The sequence below is a fragment of the Qipengyuania pacifica genome, assembly GCF_019711555.1.
In the GTDB taxonomy this organism is placed as follows: domain Bacteria; phylum Pseudomonadota; class Alphaproteobacteria; order Sphingomonadales; family Sphingomonadaceae; genus Qipengyuania; species Qipengyuania pacifica.
In genome coordinates this window covers 408,116-424,925 of the sequence record NZ_JAIGNQ010000002.1, presented here as the reverse complement: position 1 = coordinate 424,925, position 16,810 = coordinate 408,116, and the positions used below count along the sequence as shown (strand labels likewise).

Genomic DNA, 16,810 nt, shown 5'->3' with positions numbered 1-16,810 from the left:
GTGTCAGTTATACTCGATGTAGGCGTCGTTGCGCAGGTCGCGCAGATAACGCTGGGCACGCTTTTCGATGCGATCTTCTTCGAGTTGGCCCATGATCTGGTTGAAGTCCGGACCGGCAGCCGATTTCGGATCGTCCCGGCCGCACAGCATGAGCACCCGGACGCCTTCTTCGAACGAGCCGAAGGGCGGGGTGGACTGGCCGACCTGCAGTTGCAGGATGATGTTCTGCAGCTGCTCCGGCAGGGCACGGACGCGGATCTGATCATTGGTCACGACATTCGCGCCGAGTTCGGCGGCGACGTTTTCTGCGTCACCGCAGCCACGGATTTTCTGCACGCCTTCGGTGAAGCGGGCGACGCGCTGCTGGGCCGCTGCCTCGGTCGTACCCGGATCGAATCCGATCTGGATCTGCTTGAGGCTGAGAACGGCATCGCGCGGATCGGCCATCAGCACCTGGCGCCGGTCGATCAGGTAAAGGATCGAATAGCCGCCCGGAATAGCGATCGGCCCGACGAGCTGACCGGGGGTCATTTCGCTGGCTACCTGTTCGAGCTGCTCGTTCTTCAGCTGAGGCAGCTGGATCCAGCCGAGGTCGCCGCCGACCGCTGCGGTCGATGCTTCGGAGAACTGACGGGCATAGGCGACGAAGCTGCCACCCTGACGCAGCTGTTCCACGATCTTGCGGGCATTGTCCTCAACCGCGGATGACGTTTCGGGCGTCGCCGACAGGTAGATCTCGCCAAGACGGTATTCTTCCGTCCCACGCGAGGCTTCCATGCGTTCGATCATTTCGTTCACTTCGTCGGTCGAAATGTTGACGAACGGGGCCACGTTGCGGCGCAGCAGATTGTTCCACGCCAGCTCGCCCGTGATCTGGCGCTTCAGCGCTGCGGGCGAAGAGCCGATCGATGTAAGATAATCGTCCATCTTCCCCGGCTCCTGACCGAAGTTCTGGGCGGCAACGCGGGCATAGGTCTGGTCGACCTCGGCCTGCGAGACTTCGATTTCCTGCGAGAGGGCCGCCTGGATCTGCAGCGTTTCGTCGATCAGATTGCGCAGCACCTGCATGCGCACGCGGATCATTTCCTGTTCGCTCACCGGGCGTTCGTTCGCGGCGAGGAGCAGCGCGACGCGCTGGTCGATGTCGGTCTGGGTGATCACGAAACCGTTCACCACTGCCGTCGCGACGCGCTTGTTCGGGTCGCTGTTCGTGAGCATGCTGAGGTCGCTCGGCAGACCGAGAAGGTCGCCCTGCGCCATCGCGTCCTGGGCCTGCCCCGCGATCGGCGCGGTAGCCAGCCCGGCAGCAGCGGCAGCGGAAAGCAGTCGGGAAATTATGTTTGCAGTCACGTGTCGAACCTATCTAACGGCAACGTCTGGATGCCAATATGCCGGTCGCCATGAAGGGATGCGGCTTAACGGAAGCTGATAATCGCTCGCCGGATAGCGTGTTTGGCGCAAGGTGCCAACAAGCGCCGCCTAGCGGAAGCCCAGATTTCTCAGACTGAAATAGAACTGGAAGGTATCGCCGCGTTCCGCATCGCCCGAACTGATGTAGTCGCGGCGCCACGTCACCCCGATTTCGAGGCAGTCGTCCTGATAGGCGACGCCGAGCCGGGTGCGGATCGGATCGAACCCGTCGGAATCGAAGGTCGGGTCCTCCTCGCGGTCGGTCAGATTGAACACGCCCGATCCGAAGATCGACCAGTAATTGGCGAAGGCCACGCGCACCGCGCCGCGCAATTCCTCGCGATCCTGAAGATCCTCGACCTGCGTGATGTCGCGATTGAGGCGGACATAGCCCAGTTCCGCATAGGTCTTGCTCGACCCGACCGCCGCGTCGATTTCGTTGCGGCGGATGGCGAAGCTGTCCTTGTCCAGCCGGAAACGGTGCGTAAACTTGACGAAATTCTGGTACCGCACTTCCGTCCGGCCGACGAAATCGGAGAATTTTTCCGACAGGCCCGTCCCGTCGGGGAATATCTCCCGATCGTTGTCGAGCCGGTAGGACTGGCCGATCGTGCTCTTCACTTCCCAGTCGGGCACCCGCAGCGACCAGTCGACGCCGTATGTCACACGCGCCCCGTCCTCCACCCGGTCGTATCCCGGGAAGCGGTTGAGCGCGAAGAGATTGGAATCTTCCAGATCGATCGCCCGCGCATCTTCGTTGGGGATCGCGAGGTTCCTGATCGGCGGCGTCGCCACGAACTGGACGCGCGGGGTGAAGACCTGCGTTCCGCCGAACGCTTCGCCCACGAAGGGCCACTGCACATCCACCGCGCCCAGCGCCACACCGCGATATTCCCAGCCGGGATTGCCGCGATAGCTCGGCGTCTGGGTGAGGAAGTTCTCGTCCGAATGATAGACGTCGCCGCGCACCATGCCGGTCAGCGTCACGACCTGGCCCATGCCGGTCACGCGGCGCAGGTCCCATTGCGCGCGGGCGAAGGCGCGCTGGGTGTCCTGCCCGATGTCGCGCGTGATGGCGAGCGTGTTGGCCTGCAGTTCGAGCTGCCCGCCCATGATCGGGGTTTCGGGACGCCAGCGGGCGTCGAACACCGGCAGCGCGATAGGCACTTCGCCTTGCGGCTGATCCAGGCGCAGCGTCTGCGTGGCCCAGCCGGCGAGCGAGATGTAGCTGTGTTTCCCGATCCGCTCCAGCTCGACCATCGACCGCAGCCGGTCGTCGCGGCTGATATCGTACCGGCGCAGGAAGGTGCGGTCGGTCGCGCGGCGGATCGATCCGGTCAGGCTCCAGTTCGGGCTCAGCTGGAACTTGCCGTTGGCGAAAAGATAGCCGCGGAATTCCTCTTCCCCGACCAGGTCGCCGGTGCGCGTCGATATGCGCTGGCTGTGCGTGGCATAACCGGTAACCTGATAGGCGCCGCGGTCGGTCAGGTGCCGCCATTGCCCGGCCAGCATCGGCGCGGCCTGGGTATAGAGATGGGTGGTCAGCGTCAGGTCGCGATTCTCCGCGAACCGGATGTAATAGCTGCCCGATACTTCCACGCCATTGCTCTGCGACACGCGCAGATCGGGCACGAGGAAGCCGGAAACCGGCCCGCCATCGGTCCGCAGCGCCAGGCCCGGCAGAGGCAGGATGCGCGCCCCGAACAGTTCCAGATAGGCGCCTGTAAAACGGATACGCTGTTCGTCGGGGTTGTAGACCACCCGTTCTGCGGTGATCCGCCAGCTCGGTTCCTTGGGGCAACCCTTGGGCGTCACCACGTCGCACCCGCTGTAGGCGGCATCTTCCAGCGCGACCGTGCCGTCGTTTTCGCGCACGCCGCGATTGGCGGCCAGCCGGCCGCCCTGGCGCAGCGCCAGCAGCAGATTGTCCATCGCCCCGGCTTCGAACTCGTCGGTCAGCTCGACGCGTTCGGAAAACAGCTGATTGCCGTTCTCGTCCACGAAACGGACGCGTCCGTTGGCGACGATCTCGCCCGTATCCTCGTTCCAGGTGACCGAATCGGCGCGCAGCGAACGGTCGCCGCTGCGCAGCACGACATTGCCGCTGGCCGTAACGACGTCGCTTTCCGAACTGTATTCGAGAATGTCCGCCTCGAACCCGATCTCGCGTTCGCCGGCGGCATTGATGCCATCCGCGCCGGTGGGGGGCGGGGGTGTGTCGAGGCCGGCATTGGGTTCGGGTATCGTCAGCAGCTCGTCGACATTTTCCGCTGTATCGACAGTGGGCTGCTCGCTGCCCGGCTCGCCCTTCGGGTCTTCGACCGTGCCGACATCGTCCGCCGCGGCCTGGGCTGCAAGCGGTGCCGATGCGCACAGGATCAGCGCTGTCGCCGCCAGTGTCACTGGACGAATGGCCACCCGGCTGGCTCGTTTGGCTGACTCGGCAGGCGGGAGCATCACTTGCCTATCGCACCGCCCACGCCTAATCGCAATCGCCATCCTTGCAGGCCGGCTGCCAATTGCGCCAGCCCCACCAGAAATTGTTTTGGGAGATCCCATGGAAATTCAGTTCACCCAGTCCCGTCCGCAGAGCGCGCGCCTTGTTGCCCAAGTCACCGACAAGGGCAAGGTTCCTGTCGGTCTCGATAAGGCGATGACCGAAGGCATGGAAGCTGCGCGGTTCAAGGGCAATACCGGGCAGGTCTTTGACGGGTTCGTCGATCGCGACGGTCAGGTTTTTCGCCTGGCGATCGCCGGTGCGGGCGACGCCAAGGATGATGCGCGCCTCGCCAATCTCGAAAAGGCCGGCGCCGCGCTGACAGCCAAATACCAGTCGATCGGCAACGATGAACTCGTGCTCGACCTGTCGGACAGCAATCTTTCCGGCGAAGAAGCCGCCAGCGTCCTGTTCGGCCTGCGCCTGCGCAACTGGCGCTACGATATCTACCGCACCAAGATGAAGGACGACCAGAAGGTCACGCTGGCCAAGGTCACCGTGGTCGGCGCGCCCGAGGGAACGCAAGCCGCGTGGGAAGACATGGCTCATGTCGCTACCGGCGTTGAATTCACGCGCGAACTCATCACCGAACCGGCAAACATCCTCTATCCGGAAACCTTCGTCGAACGTTGCCAGCAGCGCTTCGAAGGCACCGGCGCGGAACTGATCGTTCTGGACGAAGCGCAGATGGAAAAGCTCGGCATGGGCTCGCTGCTCGGCGTCGGTCTCGGTTCGGATCGGGAATCGCGCATCCTCGCCATTCGCTGGAATGGCGGCGCAAGTAATGAAGCCCCCACCGCGCTCGTCGGCAAGGGCGTCACCTTCGATTCGGGCGGTATCTCGATCAAGCCCGGACCGGGTATGGAAGACATGAAATGGGACATGGGCGGCGCCGGAGCGGTCGCCGGGGCGATGCTCGCTCTCGTCGGTCGCAAGGCCAAGGCCAATGTCGTGGGCGTCGTCGGCCTCGTCGAGAATATGCCCGACGGCAAGGCCCAGCGCCCCGGTGACGTCGTCACCTCGATGAGCGGCCAGACCATCGAAGTCCTCAATACCGATGCCGAAGGCCGTCTGGTGCTCGCAGATGCGCTGCACTGGACGCAGGAAGAATTCCAGCCTGCACGCATCATCGATTTCGCCACCCTGACCGGCGCCATGATCATCGCGCTGGGCAATGAATTTGCCGGTGTGTTCTCGAATGACGACAAGCTGGCGAAAGACCTGCACGATGCCGGCGAAATCACCGGCGATCGCAACTGGCGCATGCCGATCGACCGCGCTTACGACAAGCTGATCAATTCCCCGATTGCCGACATGAAGAACATCGGTGGCCGCGCGGCCGGATCGATCACGGCGGCGCAGTTCCTCCAGCGCTTCATCTCCGACGATACGCCTTGGGCGCATGTCGATGTTGCGGGCATGGTATGGTCCGACAAGCCGGGCCGGATCTGGAACAAGGGCGCGACCGGCTATGGCGTGCGTCTCGTCGACCGCTTCGTGCGCGACACGCTGGAGAAATAGGACAGCCCAATCCTCGATCGGCGGCTGCACATTGCGCCCGCCGATCGAACCGACAGGACCCCGATGAGCCAGACCCGCGTCGATTTCTACCAGCTCAGCCGCGATCCGGTGGACGTGACCGTAGCGAAGCTTGCGCGCAAGGTGCTGCAGGCGGGCGAACGGCTGGTCGTCGTCAGTGAAGACGAAGACCAGCGCACCCGCTTGTCCAAGGTCCTGTGGGAGCAGGGGGGCGCGGCCTTTCTCGCCAATGGCATGGCCGACAGCCCGCATGCGGCGCGCCAGCCGATCCTGCTCTCGGCAAATTGCGATGCTCCCAATGAAGCGCGCATGGCGATGATCGTCGACGGGCGCTGGCGTGACGAAGCGCTGGCCTTCGATCGCGTGCTCTTGATGTTCGATGCCGCGCAGCGCGATGCGGCGGCGGATCTGTGGCGGCGCTTCGCGAAAGACGATGCGATCGACAACCGGATCAACAAGCAGGACGAAAACGGCGCTTGGCGCGAAGGGCGCTGACGGAACTCTTCGGCCAGTCGTGCATCGGTTGATGATGAACCGATTCCCGCATGCCCCGAACGTCGCCGCCACGATCCTCGCAGTCTTGGCGCTGGGCGCCTGCAGCAGCGAGAAGGGCGATGATGGCGCGTCAGGAACCGGCGATGCCGCCCAGTCGGTCCAGCCGCGCGGGTCTTACGACATCGACCGCAAAACCGGGGAAACGCGGGCGCGTTTCACCGATAACGATGGCACCACCACCACCATGCGTTCCGGGGAAAAGGTCCCCGTTCGCCTGCCTTCCGGCTTCACCGTCTATCCGGACGCGACGATCACCAACAACACCCGGGTGGAACAGGCGGATGGCCTTCTCGTCCTCATCAATCTGGAAACGGACGCCCCGCTCGACGAGCTGGTGGGCTATTACCGCAACGAAGCCGATGCCGCCGGGATCGACGTCGCGACCTCGTTGCAGTCCGGACCGATGACGATGATCGGCGGCGAAAACGGGGATGGCACCAGCTTCTCGCTCACCGCTACGCGGGATCGGGATACCACCAGGGCGCAACTGTCCATCGGGCGCGGCCTCGAATGAATCTTGCCGGGTCGCGCGCGCGGCGCTAGGGGCGCGCGCGAGAACTCTCTCCCCATAAAATCCCTACGCAAGGAACAGTCCCATGGCGGTTACCCGCACCTTTTCGATCATCAAGCCCGACGCCACCCGTCGTAATCTGACCGGCGCCGTCACCAAGATGCTGGAAGAAGCCGGCCTGCGCGTCGTCGCTTCGAAGCGCATCCAGATGACCCGCGAACAGGCCGAAGGCTTCTACGCGGTCCACAAGGAACGCCCCTTCTTCGGTGAACTGGTCGACTTCATGATCTCGGGTCCGGTCGTCGTGCAGGTTCTCGAAGGTGAAGACGCTGTAAAGCGCAACCGCGACGTGATGGGCGCCACCAATCCGGCCGATGCCGACGAAGGCACCATCCGCAAGGCCTTCGCCGAATCGATCGAAGCAAACTCGGTCCACGGTTCGGACAGCGACGAAAACGCCAAGATCGAAATCGAATTCTTCTTCAACGAAGACGAAATCGTCGGCTGATTTTTCCGCTGGACGATGACAGGCCTCGTCGCAGCGATGCGGCGGGGCCTTGTCGTATCTAGGCTTCGGCGAAGCGGGCGATCTGCGATCGATGCTCGCGATGCGCCCCGGTGTTCGACCGTTCGTATTCGCGCTCGATCTCGGCCAGTGCGGCGGGGAGCTGTTCGATCTCCAGCGCGGCATAGATACGGATGATTTCCCGGCGCCAGTCTGCGCCCAGCGCATCGAATTCGACGCGGGCAACGTGCCCCTCGAACTCGCTCAGCGCCTGCTCGATCCGCTCGTCTCGCAGGGCCAGCTTGCGCCCCCATTCGGCCTGTATCGTGGCAAGGTCGGCCTGACCGCTCTGGAATGCCATCTGACTGGCGATCAGCGACACGGAACTGTCCAGCACCGCTTGACTGTCGCGATGTGTCACGACCACGCGCGCCTCGGGAAACTGCGCCAGCAGGGCAGGCAGGTCTTCCGAAAACTGCGGGCACTTGATCGCGCGGGGCAGGGCCTCGTCGCCCATGGTGGCGGCATCGGTACGCAGGATGCGCGCAAACTCCGCATAGACCGGTCCAGGGTCGCGCGCCTCGCTCCAGCGGACGAACTCGGGAATGTGCCACTGCGCTTCGAACGTGGCGGGTGACAGGGCGGCGGCAAGCCAGCCGATTTCCTCGTCGATGCGCGTGGCGCCGAACGGATGCAGCGTGTCCAGCCAGGGATTGATGCGCCGCGCGATGGCCAGTGCGGCACCCGCCTTCAGTGGGCGCAGGTCGGGCTTGGCCGGCACGGGATAATGGCTGTTGCAGAACCGGGTGCCGGTATGGCGCGGATCGGCGGCGATCAGCCGGTGAATGCGGGTCGTGCCCGTTCGCATCTGCCCCACGATAAGGATCGGCGGGGCAATCTGTGTCGTGGCAAGCTCGGGGCTCTCGCGCCAGATGCGGCCCAGTGCATGGCGTTTGCGGATGGCGGACGTCAGTTGCCCATATGCCATGGTGTGACCCAGCGCGCTCAAATTCGCCTCACCTCTCAGGCTTGTGCAAAGCCGATCCAGCCGGGTGCGGAAATCCTCGACCTCGGCTTCGCTGCGGCCCGCATGCTCGTCTTCGCTGTCGAAGCCCCGGCTGCCAACCGACCACAGGAACTCCGGCTCGAGCGGGGGTTTCGCCGTGACACCGCCATCCCACAGTGCCTGGACCGCCCGGTCGGCCCATATGGCAGGCTTTGCGCGGGCGAGCGGGTGGGGGCGGGGCGGGCTGGCCATGCGGTCAGAATTCGTCCGCTACGTCGAGCAGGCGGGTCACGCTCTTGGGCGCGACAGCACGCCAGCTTCGCTGAAGCCAGTCTGCGACACTCTCCCAGTCGACGCCGGGCCGGTTCAGGATCACGCCGATCCATCCTGCCGCGCCGTAATAGGCGGGTTTGTAATAGGCTTGCGGCTGCGCTTCGACGAGGCCTTCAAGCTCGTCCATGCTCGAACATTTCACCAGCAGCGAAATATGCGGTGTGCCGTGATGCTGGTCGGAAAAATAGGCGAAGAACTTGCCCGACTTTTCCGTGCCCACCCGGAAGCCGGGCGAACCGTGGCTTTCGCGTTCGTGCGTTTCGGGCAGGGCCAGCGCCAGTTCGCGGACGCGGCCCAGCAGCCACTCCGGGTCGCTCCCTCGGGAAACGTAATCGGCCAGGACCCGGGGATAGAGCTGGTGTTCGGCGTGTCGGACGTGTTCGGCAAGCGAATCATACGTATGATTGACATGTATCTTCACTTTGATCTGGCCCAGTACCTCGCCCGCATCGAGCTCTTCGGTGACCAGATGCACGCTCGCTCCGCCATGCGAATCGCCTGCCGCAATGGCCCGCGCATGCGTGTCGAGACCCGGATATTTGGGTAGCAGGGACGGGTGGATATTGAGCATCCGGCCTTCCCAGCGTCTCACGAACTCGGGGGTCAGGATGCGCATATATCCAGCAAGAACAATATATTGCGCCCCGGCATCCAACGCCGCCTGTTCCATCGCCGCATCATGCTCGGCGCGCTTCATCCCCTTGTGGGACAGCGCGAAAGTCGCAACGCCTTCGGCCTCAGCCAGCGTCAGCGCCTCGGCTTCCGGATCGTTCGATGCCACCAGGCCGATCTCGTAAGGACACCCCGGCAACCGGCTCGCATAAAGCAGCGCCGCCATATTCGTCCCCCGTCCGGAAACGAAGACCGCGACCCGCGCCTTGTCAGGCATTATGCGTCGCCGACCAGCTATCGCGCGCCGACCAGGTGCCGGCCGAACCTTTCACCGTACAGCCCTTGTCACCTTCGGCGATGCGCCCCACGGCAAGGACGGTTTCTCCTGCTTTTTCAAGGCGGTCGCGTACTATTTCGACATTGGCGGGTTCGACGGCCAGCACCATGCCGACGCCGCAGTTGAACGTGCGCGCCATCTCGGCCGGCTCGATATTCCCCTGGGCCTGAAGGAAAGCCATGAGTCCCGGTTGCTCCCATCCATCCGCATCGACTTCCGCATGCGCGCCAGCAGGCAGCACGCGGGGAATGTTCTCGAGCAGGCCGCCACCGGTAATATGCGCCATCGCATCGATCAGCCCGTCGCGCACCAAGGGCAGCAGCGTCTTCACATAGATCCGCGTCGGCTCGATAAGCGCGTCGATAAGCAGCCGGTCCCGATCGAATACGGCAGGGCGGTGGAGATTCCACAGCTTGTCTTCTGCGAGCCTGCGAACCAGCGAATAGCCGTTGGAATGCACTCCCGAACTCGCGAGACCGAGAAGGATATGTCCCGGCGCGACACGCTCGCCCGTCAACTGCTCCCCGCGCTCGACTGCGCCGACACAGAAACCGGCAAGGTCGTAATCGCCGGCGGCATACATGCCCGGCATTTCCGCCGTTTCACCACCGATCAGCGCGCAACCTGCCTGCTTGCAGCCTTCGGCAATGCCGGCAATCACCCGCTCGGCCACGCCATTCTCGAGCTTGCCGGTGGCGAAATAGTCCAGGAAGAAAAGCGGTTCGGCCCCCTGAACGATCAGATCGTTGACGCACATGGCAACGAGATCGATTCCGACCGTGTCATGTTTGCCGCTATCGATGGCGAGCTTCAGCTTGGTGCCGACGCCATCGTTGCCTGCCACCAGCAGCGGATCCTTATAGCCCGCAGCCTTGGGATCGAAAAAGCCCCCGAACCCGCCGATTTCGCCATCGGCACCCGGGCGCATGGTGGCCTTCACCAGAGGCCCGATGGCCTTGACGAGAGCATTGCCCGCCTCGATTGAAACACCTGCCTGTTCGTAGGTGTAAGACGGGGTGTTCTGGCGCGGTTCGTCACTCATGACACCCGCCTTACGCATTCGCGCTTGGATTTCCAGTTGCCTTTGGGCAAAAGGCGCCCTGTTTTCCCCATGAGCCAAGCTATCTCCCTTCAGCACGCCCTTCGCCGTCCCGCCATATTGGCGATCATGCTGGCCGCTTTCTGCGCGCTGGGCGTCGCCGTATGGGCGCAAGTCGGGGGTGAACGTGGTATCGCGCCGGTCGCGTCGACCAGCGATATCCAGGTTTCGGGTGTCGAAGTGGATGTACATGCCGACACCGGTACCGAAGCCCGCGAGAAAGCCTGGGTCGAAGCGCAGCGAAAGGCTTGGGAGCGTCTCGACGGACCCGAATTGAGCGATTCGCAGATCGAAGGGCTCGTGTCAGCCATCGTCATCGAACGCGAGCGACTGGGTCCCAAGCGGTATATCGCCACGCTCGGCGTGGTTTTCGATCGTCAACGGGCATCCCGCTATCTTGGGGCGCAAGGCGAGGCGACCCGTTCCGCACCCATGCTGCTCCTGCCGGTAACCGTTTCGGCAGGCACGCAGATGATCTACGAGCAGCGCAATCCATGGCAACGGGCCTGGGCTGAATACCAGGCGGGCCAGAGCCGGATCGATTACGTGAGGCCCGCAGGCGCCGGCGGCGATTCGCTTTTGCTGACCTATGGACAGACTGGCCGGCGCAGCCGCACGTGGTGGCGCAATGCACTTGACCAGTTCGGCGCCGCCGATGTGCTCGTGCCCATCGCCAATCTGCGGTATACCTATCCGGGCGGTCCCGTCGAAGGTACGTTCACCGCAAGGTTCGGGCCGGACGACTACTTCCTGGGTAGCTTCGAAATGACGGCAGCGTCGCCCGCCGAACTGCCGGCCATGCTGGATAAGGCCGTTGTCCGCTTCAATCGTCTGTTCGAAACCGCGCTGGCCAATGGCACGCTCAAACCCGATCCGACGCTCAACATCGGGACTCCGGAACTCAGCCCGGCGCTGCAGCGCCTGCTCGAACTCGGACGATCGGTCCGTGCGCAGGATCAGGCCGCAGCAACTGCAGAGCCGACGACCGAGAGCGGCGATGCAATCACGGCTGCGCCGATCCGCACGCCTCCGCCCGAAGGTTCCGTCGCGCTGTATACTGTGCAGGTCGCGACCCCCGATGCATCTGCTTTCGATACAGCCGTCAGTTCGGTGCGGGGCACGCCCGGTGTCCGCAATACGGGTATCCGTAGCACCGCTATCGGTGGGACGTCGGTGATGACGGTCAGCTATTCCGGCACGATTGCGCAACTGGCGGATGCCCTACGCGCACGGGGCTTTACCGTCAGCCAGGGCAGCAACGCGCTCGCCATCAGTCGCTGAGACGCAGGCGATGACGTCGCAGATTGCGCTCCCGCTGATTCCGGCAGGTGCGAGAGATCCGGCATCCATCGCCATAGGATCCGGCAACCGTGCGGTTGCAGAAGCGCTTGCCGCACCTGAAAACTGGCCGTTTCGCACCGCCATTCTCCACGGCCCACCGCGCTCTGGCAAATCGCTTCTGGCGCGCTGGTTTGCCAACCGGCATGCGGGAGGGGTGATCGACGGCGTGGAGGCGCTTGATGAAACCGAGGTCTTCCATAGCTGGAACAGGGCCCAGGAAGACGGTTTCCCGCTGCTGATTGTGGTTGATGGCGAAAACTGGACGATTACTCTTCCCGACTTGCGCAGCCGTATGGGGGCTGCCCTGCAACTCGAGATTGGTGCCCCGGACGACGATATGGCCGCCGAACTCATGCGCAACCACGCGTTGCAGCGCGGCCTCGTCCTGGGAGAGGGGGCACCTGCCTATCTCATCCCCCGGATGGAGCGCAGCTATGCAGCAATTGAGAAAATCGTGTCGGAAATCGACCGGCTGAGCCTTGAACGGCAGGTTCCGGCAACCCTATCTGTATGGCGAGACGCGCTGGAAGCGGTGCAGGGCCCCGAACAGGGCCGCTTGATTTAACCGCCCGCGAGTGGGAGAATAGTGCCAATGTTGGAACGGCTTGTCGCCTATCTCGACAGCGTGAAGGCACGCGATCCGGCCCCCCGCAGCCGCTGGGAGGTGCTGACATATCCCGGTGTCTGGGCCGTCGGGTATCACCGCATCGCGCATTGGCTGTTCGAGGCGGAACTGTTTTTTCTCGCCCGATTGGTGAATCACTGGAGCCGTATGTTCACGGCGATCGACATTCATCCAGGTGCGAAGATCGGAAAGAACTTCTTCATCGATCACGGGTTTTCGGTGATCGGGGAAACCGCCGAGATTGGCGACAATGTGACCATCTATCAGTGCGTCACATTGGGCGGGACGAACCCGACGAATGGAAAGGGCGGCAAACGTCACCCGACCATTTCGGATGATGTCATCATCGGTTCGGGGGCGCAGGTGATCGGCCCGATCACTGTGGGTCGGCGCGCGCGTATCGGTGCCAATGCGGTCGTCACGGATGAAGTGCCAGAGGGTGCGACCATGATTGGTCTGAAGGCCCGCAGCACACTGGTGCCGGCCGAGGAGTGGGTGAAGGAATTCATTCCCTATGGCACCCCCTGCGATGATCCGTGCGAAAGCACGCGTGAGCTCGGCCGTGATTGCATCGAAAAGCTCGAGAACGAGCTTAAGCAGCTGCGGGCGGAAGTCACTGCCCTGCGTGCCGAACGGGAACCGGTCCGACGCAGCGGGACCGAAGATTGATGAGCTATCTCGGCGACACGGTGGTCGCTTTCCCCGGGCGTAAACCGCAGCAAGTGGGCTTCGGTCGCGATGAACTGACCCGAATACTCGATCTTTACGGACGCATGGTCGCTGCGGGGGAGTGGCGTGATTATGCCATGGACTTCACGCGCGACGTAGCCGTTTTCGCAGCTTTCCGACGCGCAGCGGAAAGGCCGCAGGCGCGGATCGAAAAACGGCCGGCATTGCGCAATAAGCAGGGCATGTGGACGCTCTTCGGTGAGCACGGCCAGATATTGAAACGCGGACACGAACTGCCCGGCGTCATTGCCCCTGTCGAACGTCGCTTGCTGAAAGCGATCGACGATTAGGACATAAAAAAGGGCCCGCATTTGATGCGAGCCCCTTTGTAAGCTGTCGGTCAGTATCAGCTGCGAGCGCTGCTCGGCCCTGTACCGGTTACTTTCTGCATTGCGGTCAGGATAGCGCCCGACTGTTCGCTACCGGACTGCGGGGCCTTGAGGTTCGAAAATTCGCTGATCTTGTCCCAGTTGGCAGCGAAACCTTCGACCGTGCGATCTTCGTCCTTCAGCCAGACTGCATCGTTCATAACCGTCCAGGCGGAATGGAAACCACCAGCGCCGGCGCCGACGATGGCATTGGTCGGCGCATCTTCACTAACGAGGAAAAGCGCGGCCGGAACCACATTGACCGGATCGAACAGCTTGAAAGCTTCTTCGGGGAAGAGATCTTCGGTCATGCGCGTTCCTGCCACAGGCGAGATCGTGTTGACCTTGATGTTGTATTTCGCACCTTCGAGCTGCAGCGTTTTGGTCAGGCCAGCCAGACCCAGCTTGGCCGCACCATAGTTCGCCTGGCCGAAATTGCCGAACAGACCGGTCGAGGACGCAGTCATGAGAATACGGCCATAGGCCTGCTCGCGCATGGTTTCCCAAGCTGCCTTGGCGACATTGGCCGAACCGTTGAGGTGAACGTCAACGACGAATTCGAAATCATCCATCGTCATTTTGGCGAAGGTCTTGTCGCGCAGAACGCCGGCGTTGTTGATGACGACATGCACGCCGCCCCACTTCTGCTTCGCGTCGGCGATCATTTTTTCCATCTGGTCGAATTCGGTGACCGAACCGCCGTTCGAAACCGCTTCGCCGCCGGCCTTTTCGATTTCCTCGACTACCTGCAGAGCCATATCCGAATGGCCGGTACCGTCGCGTGAGCCTCCCAGATCGTTTACGACGACCTTTGCGCCGCGACGCGCGAGCTCCAGCGCGTATTCACGGCCCAGACCGCCGCCAGCGCCGGTGACGATTGCTACCTTGTCCTTGAAATCGATGCTCATGGAACTGCTCCTGCTATGTCGTTTACGTAAAGGTCAATGTGGCTGCGAGGTGGCACGATCCCCTCGCAGTTGCAACAGGGGGCATGGCGGACCGCCATTCCGTAGCGGCGGACTGTTCAGCCGAGGCGCGCGAGAGCCGGTATGAGTTCGGACAGCGAATCGATTTCCGCATCCGCACCCAGTTCGCCGCGGGGCTTGTCGCAATATCCATAGCGTGCGCCGATCACCGGCACATTGGCCGCGCGAGCCGCTTTCACGTCGTATGAACTGTCGCCCACGAAGGCGAGCGACCCCCCACCGCCACGCCTGATGGCTTCGAAGATCGGGTCCGGTGCAGGCTTGGATCGTCCCTTGCCCATGGTATCGCCGCCGATGACGCCGGCGAAGCGATCGCGCAGACTTAGCGATTCCAGGATTTGCGAGGCGAAGCTTTCGAACTTGTTCGTCACCACGACCATGGCGATGCCACGATCATCAAGGTCGGCCAGTACCTCGGCGGCGTGGGGGTACGGCCGTGTGTGGACTGCGTTATTCTCTGCGTAGAAAGCCAGCATGGCTTTGTAGAGCTTGCGGAATTCCTCTTCGGGCAGGCCGCCCTGTTCGTCTACCGCGCGCATCAGCATGATCTTCGCACCGCCGCCGATGAGGTCGCTGGCATGATCGGCGGGGACCTTCTCAAACCCGCCAAGCTCGAGGGCGTGGTTGACGGCTGCGCCGAGGTCCCGGTGGGTTTCGAGCAGTGTCCCGTCGAGGTCGAAACCGATAATCTGAAATGGCAGTTGGCTCATGCGACGGGCGGTGCAGTATGCGCCTTCAAACTGCAAGGGAATGATGGCAAGGGCCTTAATCATGAAAACCGATCGCGATTTCGCCGCCATAATTCTTGCTGCCGGCAAGGGAACCCGCATGAAAAGCACCCTGCACAAGGTGCTTCATCCGATTGCTGGACGCCCGATGCTGATGCATCTGCTCGACAGCCTTGCGGAACTGGAATTCCAGCGCACCGTGGTTGTGGTCGGGGACAAGCGCGAGCAGCTGGATGCCGCGCTGTCGGATCGCGATATCACGACCGCTCTTCAGGAACCCCAGCTTGGCACGGCCCACGCTGCGCTACAGGCGCGCGAAGCGTTGGCCGGGTTCACTGGTAACATTCTCGTGTGTTTTGGCGATTGCCCGATGGTCAAGGCGGCTACCGTTCGCAAACTGGTCGCTGCGCTGGACGATGGAGCCAAGGTTGCGGTGCTCGGTTTCCGCCCCGATGACCCACTGCAATATGGCCGCATCATTGCCGATCGCGATGGCCGGGTGGCGAAGATGGTGGAATATAAGGATGCAACGGAAGACGAAAGGGCGTGCGACCTTTGCAATTCCGGTCTCATCATTGCGCATTCGGACGACATGTGGGCGCTGCTGGATGGGGTCGGCAATGACAATGCGCAGGGTGAATATTACCTGCCCGATGTCGCGACGGGCGCCATCGCGCGGGGCGATAGGGTTGCCGTGGTGGAAACCGATGCGGCTGAAGTCGCGGGCATCAACAGCAGGGCTGAACTGGCGGCGGCGGAAGCGCAATGGCAGGATGATCAGCGCGATTACTGGATGAGCGAAGGGGTCACTCTGAGGGCTCCGGAAACCGTATTCTTCAGTTACGATACCAAGCTGGCAGCCGACGTCACGATCGACCCGAACGTGGTGTTCGGTCCTGGTGTGACCATCGCGAGGGGCGCTCATATCAAGAGCTTTTGCCACCTCGAAGGGGCAACTATCGGAGAAGACTGTTCGGTTGGGCCCTACGCGCGCCTGCGGCCCGGCGCCGTTATGCGAAAGAACAGTTTTGTCGGCAATTTCGTCGAAATGAAGAAGGCGGTGCTGGGCGAAGGTGCCAAGGCAAGCCACCTCTCCTATCTCGGAGATGCTGAAATAGGCGCTAATGCCAATATCGGCGCGGGCACGATCACCTGCAATTACGATGGCTATTTCAAGTACAAAACCGTGATCGGGGAGCGCGCCTTCATCGGCTCCAACAGTTCTCTCATCGCTCCCGTCACGATCGGCGCGGATGCAATAGTCGGCGCGGGAAGTGCCGTCAGCCGGGACGTCGGTGCAGGCGATCTTCGGGTGGTCCGCGGCGAGCAGAGCGTGAAGCCTGGCTGGGCCGACCGCTTTCACGATGCGATGAAGAAGAAAAAAGCGGCCGAGAAGAAGGACTGAGCTTTCCCACTTTGGTCGTACGATTCTTGTAGGGTCGATTTTTCGAAAATCACGGGCAGCGGCGGGCCGAAAGTCGGTCAGCCATCCCTATTCGTTTACAGCTCGTTTACCATGTTCCTTTAGCCGGCGGTGGAGGTTAATCGGGAGCCCCGACATTGGATACGGAAAAGTCTAGCCAGCTGGCCGAGTATAAGGCGGTATGGGCTGCGACAACGCAATCGTTC

The 16,810-nt window shown here is 62.6% G+C and carries 16 protein-coding genes; 9 read left to right on the top strand and 7 right to left on the bottom strand.

All coding sequences use genetic code 11. From position 1 onward, the window contains the following. Positions 1-3: 3 nt before the first annotated feature. A complete protein-coding gene (locus K3177_RS07320; RefSeq protein WP_234003259.1) occupies positions 4-1,350 on the bottom strand; it encodes a peptidylprolyl isomerase in 1,347 nt (448 codons plus the stop codon). A 129-nt stretch (positions 1,351-1,479) separates the two neighbouring features. Beyond that, a complete protein-coding gene (locus K3177_RS07315) occupies positions 1,480-3,867 on the bottom strand; it encodes an LPS-assembly protein LptD (protein WP_221597731.1) in 2,388 nt (795 codons plus the stop codon). A 100-nt stretch (positions 3,868-3,967) separates the two neighbouring features. Between K3177_RS07315 and K3177_RS07310 the strand changes: the two genes are divergently transcribed. From K3177_RS07310 to ndk, 4 genes are all read left to right on the top strand, one after another. Further along, positions 3,968-5,428 carry a leucyl aminopeptidase gene (locus K3177_RS07310; RefSeq protein WP_221597730.1) on the top strand — a complete coding sequence of 487 codons (1,461 nt, stop codon included), beginning with the start codon at positions 3,968-3,970 and terminating at the stop codon, positions 5,426-5,428. A 63-nt stretch (positions 5,429-5,491) separates the two neighbouring features. Further along, positions 5,492-5,941, top strand: coding sequence for a DNA polymerase III subunit chi (locus tag K3177_RS07305; protein WP_221597729.1), 450 nt, complete (start codon positions 5,492-5,494; stop codon positions 5,939-5,941). A 31-nt stretch (positions 5,942-5,972) separates the two neighbouring features. Then, entirely contained in the window at positions 5,973-6,515 is a 543-nt protein-coding gene (locus K3177_RS07300; RefSeq protein WP_221597728.1) for a hypothetical protein, read from the top strand. Positions 6,516-6,597: 82 nt separating this feature from the next. Beyond that, positions 6,598-7,020 carry a nucleoside-diphosphate kinase gene (ndk, locus tag K3177_RS07295; protein ID WP_103024849.1) on the top strand — a complete coding sequence of 141 codons (423 nt, stop codon included), beginning with the start codon at positions 6,598-6,600 and terminating at the stop codon, positions 7,018-7,020. Positions 7,021-7,078: 58 nt separating this feature from the next. Here ndk and K3177_RS07290 read toward each other — a convergent pair whose 3' ends face one another. The 3 genes from K3177_RS07290 to purM are packed head-to-tail and all read right to left on the bottom strand — an operon-like array spanning position 7,079 to position 10,347. Continuing rightward, positions 7,079-8,275 (bottom strand): sulfotransferase family protein, encoded by a 1,197-nt coding sequence (locus tag K3177_RS07290; RefSeq protein WP_221597727.1) that lies wholly within the window; start codon positions 8,273-8,275, stop codon positions 7,079-7,081. Positions 8,276-8,279: 4 nt separating this feature from the next. Beyond that, positions 8,280-9,245 (bottom strand): phosphoribosylglycinamide formyltransferase, encoded by a 966-nt coding sequence (purN, locus tag K3177_RS07285; RefSeq protein ID WP_221597726.1) that lies wholly within the window; start codon positions 9,243-9,245, stop codon positions 8,280-8,282. Next, positions 9,238-10,347, bottom strand: coding sequence for a phosphoribosylformylglycinamidine cyclo-ligase (gene purM / locus K3177_RS07280; RefSeq protein WP_221597725.1), 1,110 nt, complete (start codon positions 10,345-10,347; stop codon positions 9,238-9,240). The genes purN and purM overlap by 8 nt, the downstream gene beginning before the upstream one ends. A 69-nt stretch (positions 10,348-10,416) precedes the next feature. Here purM and K3177_RS07275 point away from each other — a divergent pair, with 69 nt between their 5' ends. The 4 genes from K3177_RS07275 to K3177_RS07260 are packed head-to-tail and all read left to right on the top strand — an operon-like array spanning position 10,417 to position 13,389. Beyond that, positions 10,417-11,685, top strand: a complete 1,269-nt coding sequence (locus K3177_RS07275; protein WP_221597724.1) for a heavy-metal-associated domain-containing protein — start codon at positions 10,417-10,419, stop codon at positions 11,683-11,685. Positions 11,686-11,695: 10 nt separating this feature from the next. Then, positions 11,696-12,310 (top strand): HdaA/DnaA family protein, encoded by a 615-nt coding sequence (locus K3177_RS07270; protein ID WP_103024844.1) that lies wholly within the window; start codon positions 11,696-11,698, stop codon positions 12,308-12,310. A gap of 27 nt (positions 12,311-12,337) precedes the next feature. Continuing rightward, positions 12,338-13,039 (top strand): serine O-acetyltransferase EpsC, encoded by a 702-nt coding sequence (epsC, locus tag K3177_RS07265; RefSeq protein ID WP_221597723.1) that lies wholly within the window; start codon positions 12,338-12,340, stop codon positions 13,037-13,039. Next, on the top strand, positions 13,039-13,389 hold the full coding sequence (locus K3177_RS07260; protein ID WP_196846529.1) for a DUF2794 domain-containing protein: 351 nt from the start codon (positions 13,039-13,041) through the stop codon (positions 13,387-13,389). The genes epsC and K3177_RS07260 overlap by 1 nt, the downstream gene beginning before the upstream one ends. A 56-nt stretch (positions 13,390-13,445) precedes the next feature. Here the strand turns inward: K3177_RS07260 and K3177_RS07255 are convergent, their stop codons facing one another. Continuing rightward, positions 13,446-14,375, bottom strand: coding sequence for an SDR family NAD(P)-dependent oxidoreductase (locus tag K3177_RS07255; RefSeq protein WP_103024841.1), 930 nt, complete (start codon positions 14,373-14,375; stop codon positions 13,446-13,448). 116 nt (positions 14,376-14,491) lie between these two features. Beyond that, a complete protein-coding gene (locus K3177_RS07250) occupies positions 14,492-15,163 on the bottom strand; it encodes an HAD hydrolase-like protein (protein ID WP_221597722.1) in 672 nt (223 codons plus the stop codon). Positions 15,164-15,224: 61 nt separating this feature from the next. On the opposite strand from K3177_RS07250, the gene glmU reads away from it, so the two are divergent. Beyond that, a complete protein-coding gene (gene glmU / locus K3177_RS07245; protein WP_221597721.1) occupies positions 15,225-16,586 on the top strand; it encodes a bifunctional UDP-N-acetylglucosamine diphosphorylase/glucosamine-1-phosphate N-acetyltransferase GlmU in 1,362 nt (453 codons plus the stop codon). The last annotated feature ends 224 nt before the right edge of the window (positions 16,587-16,810 follow it).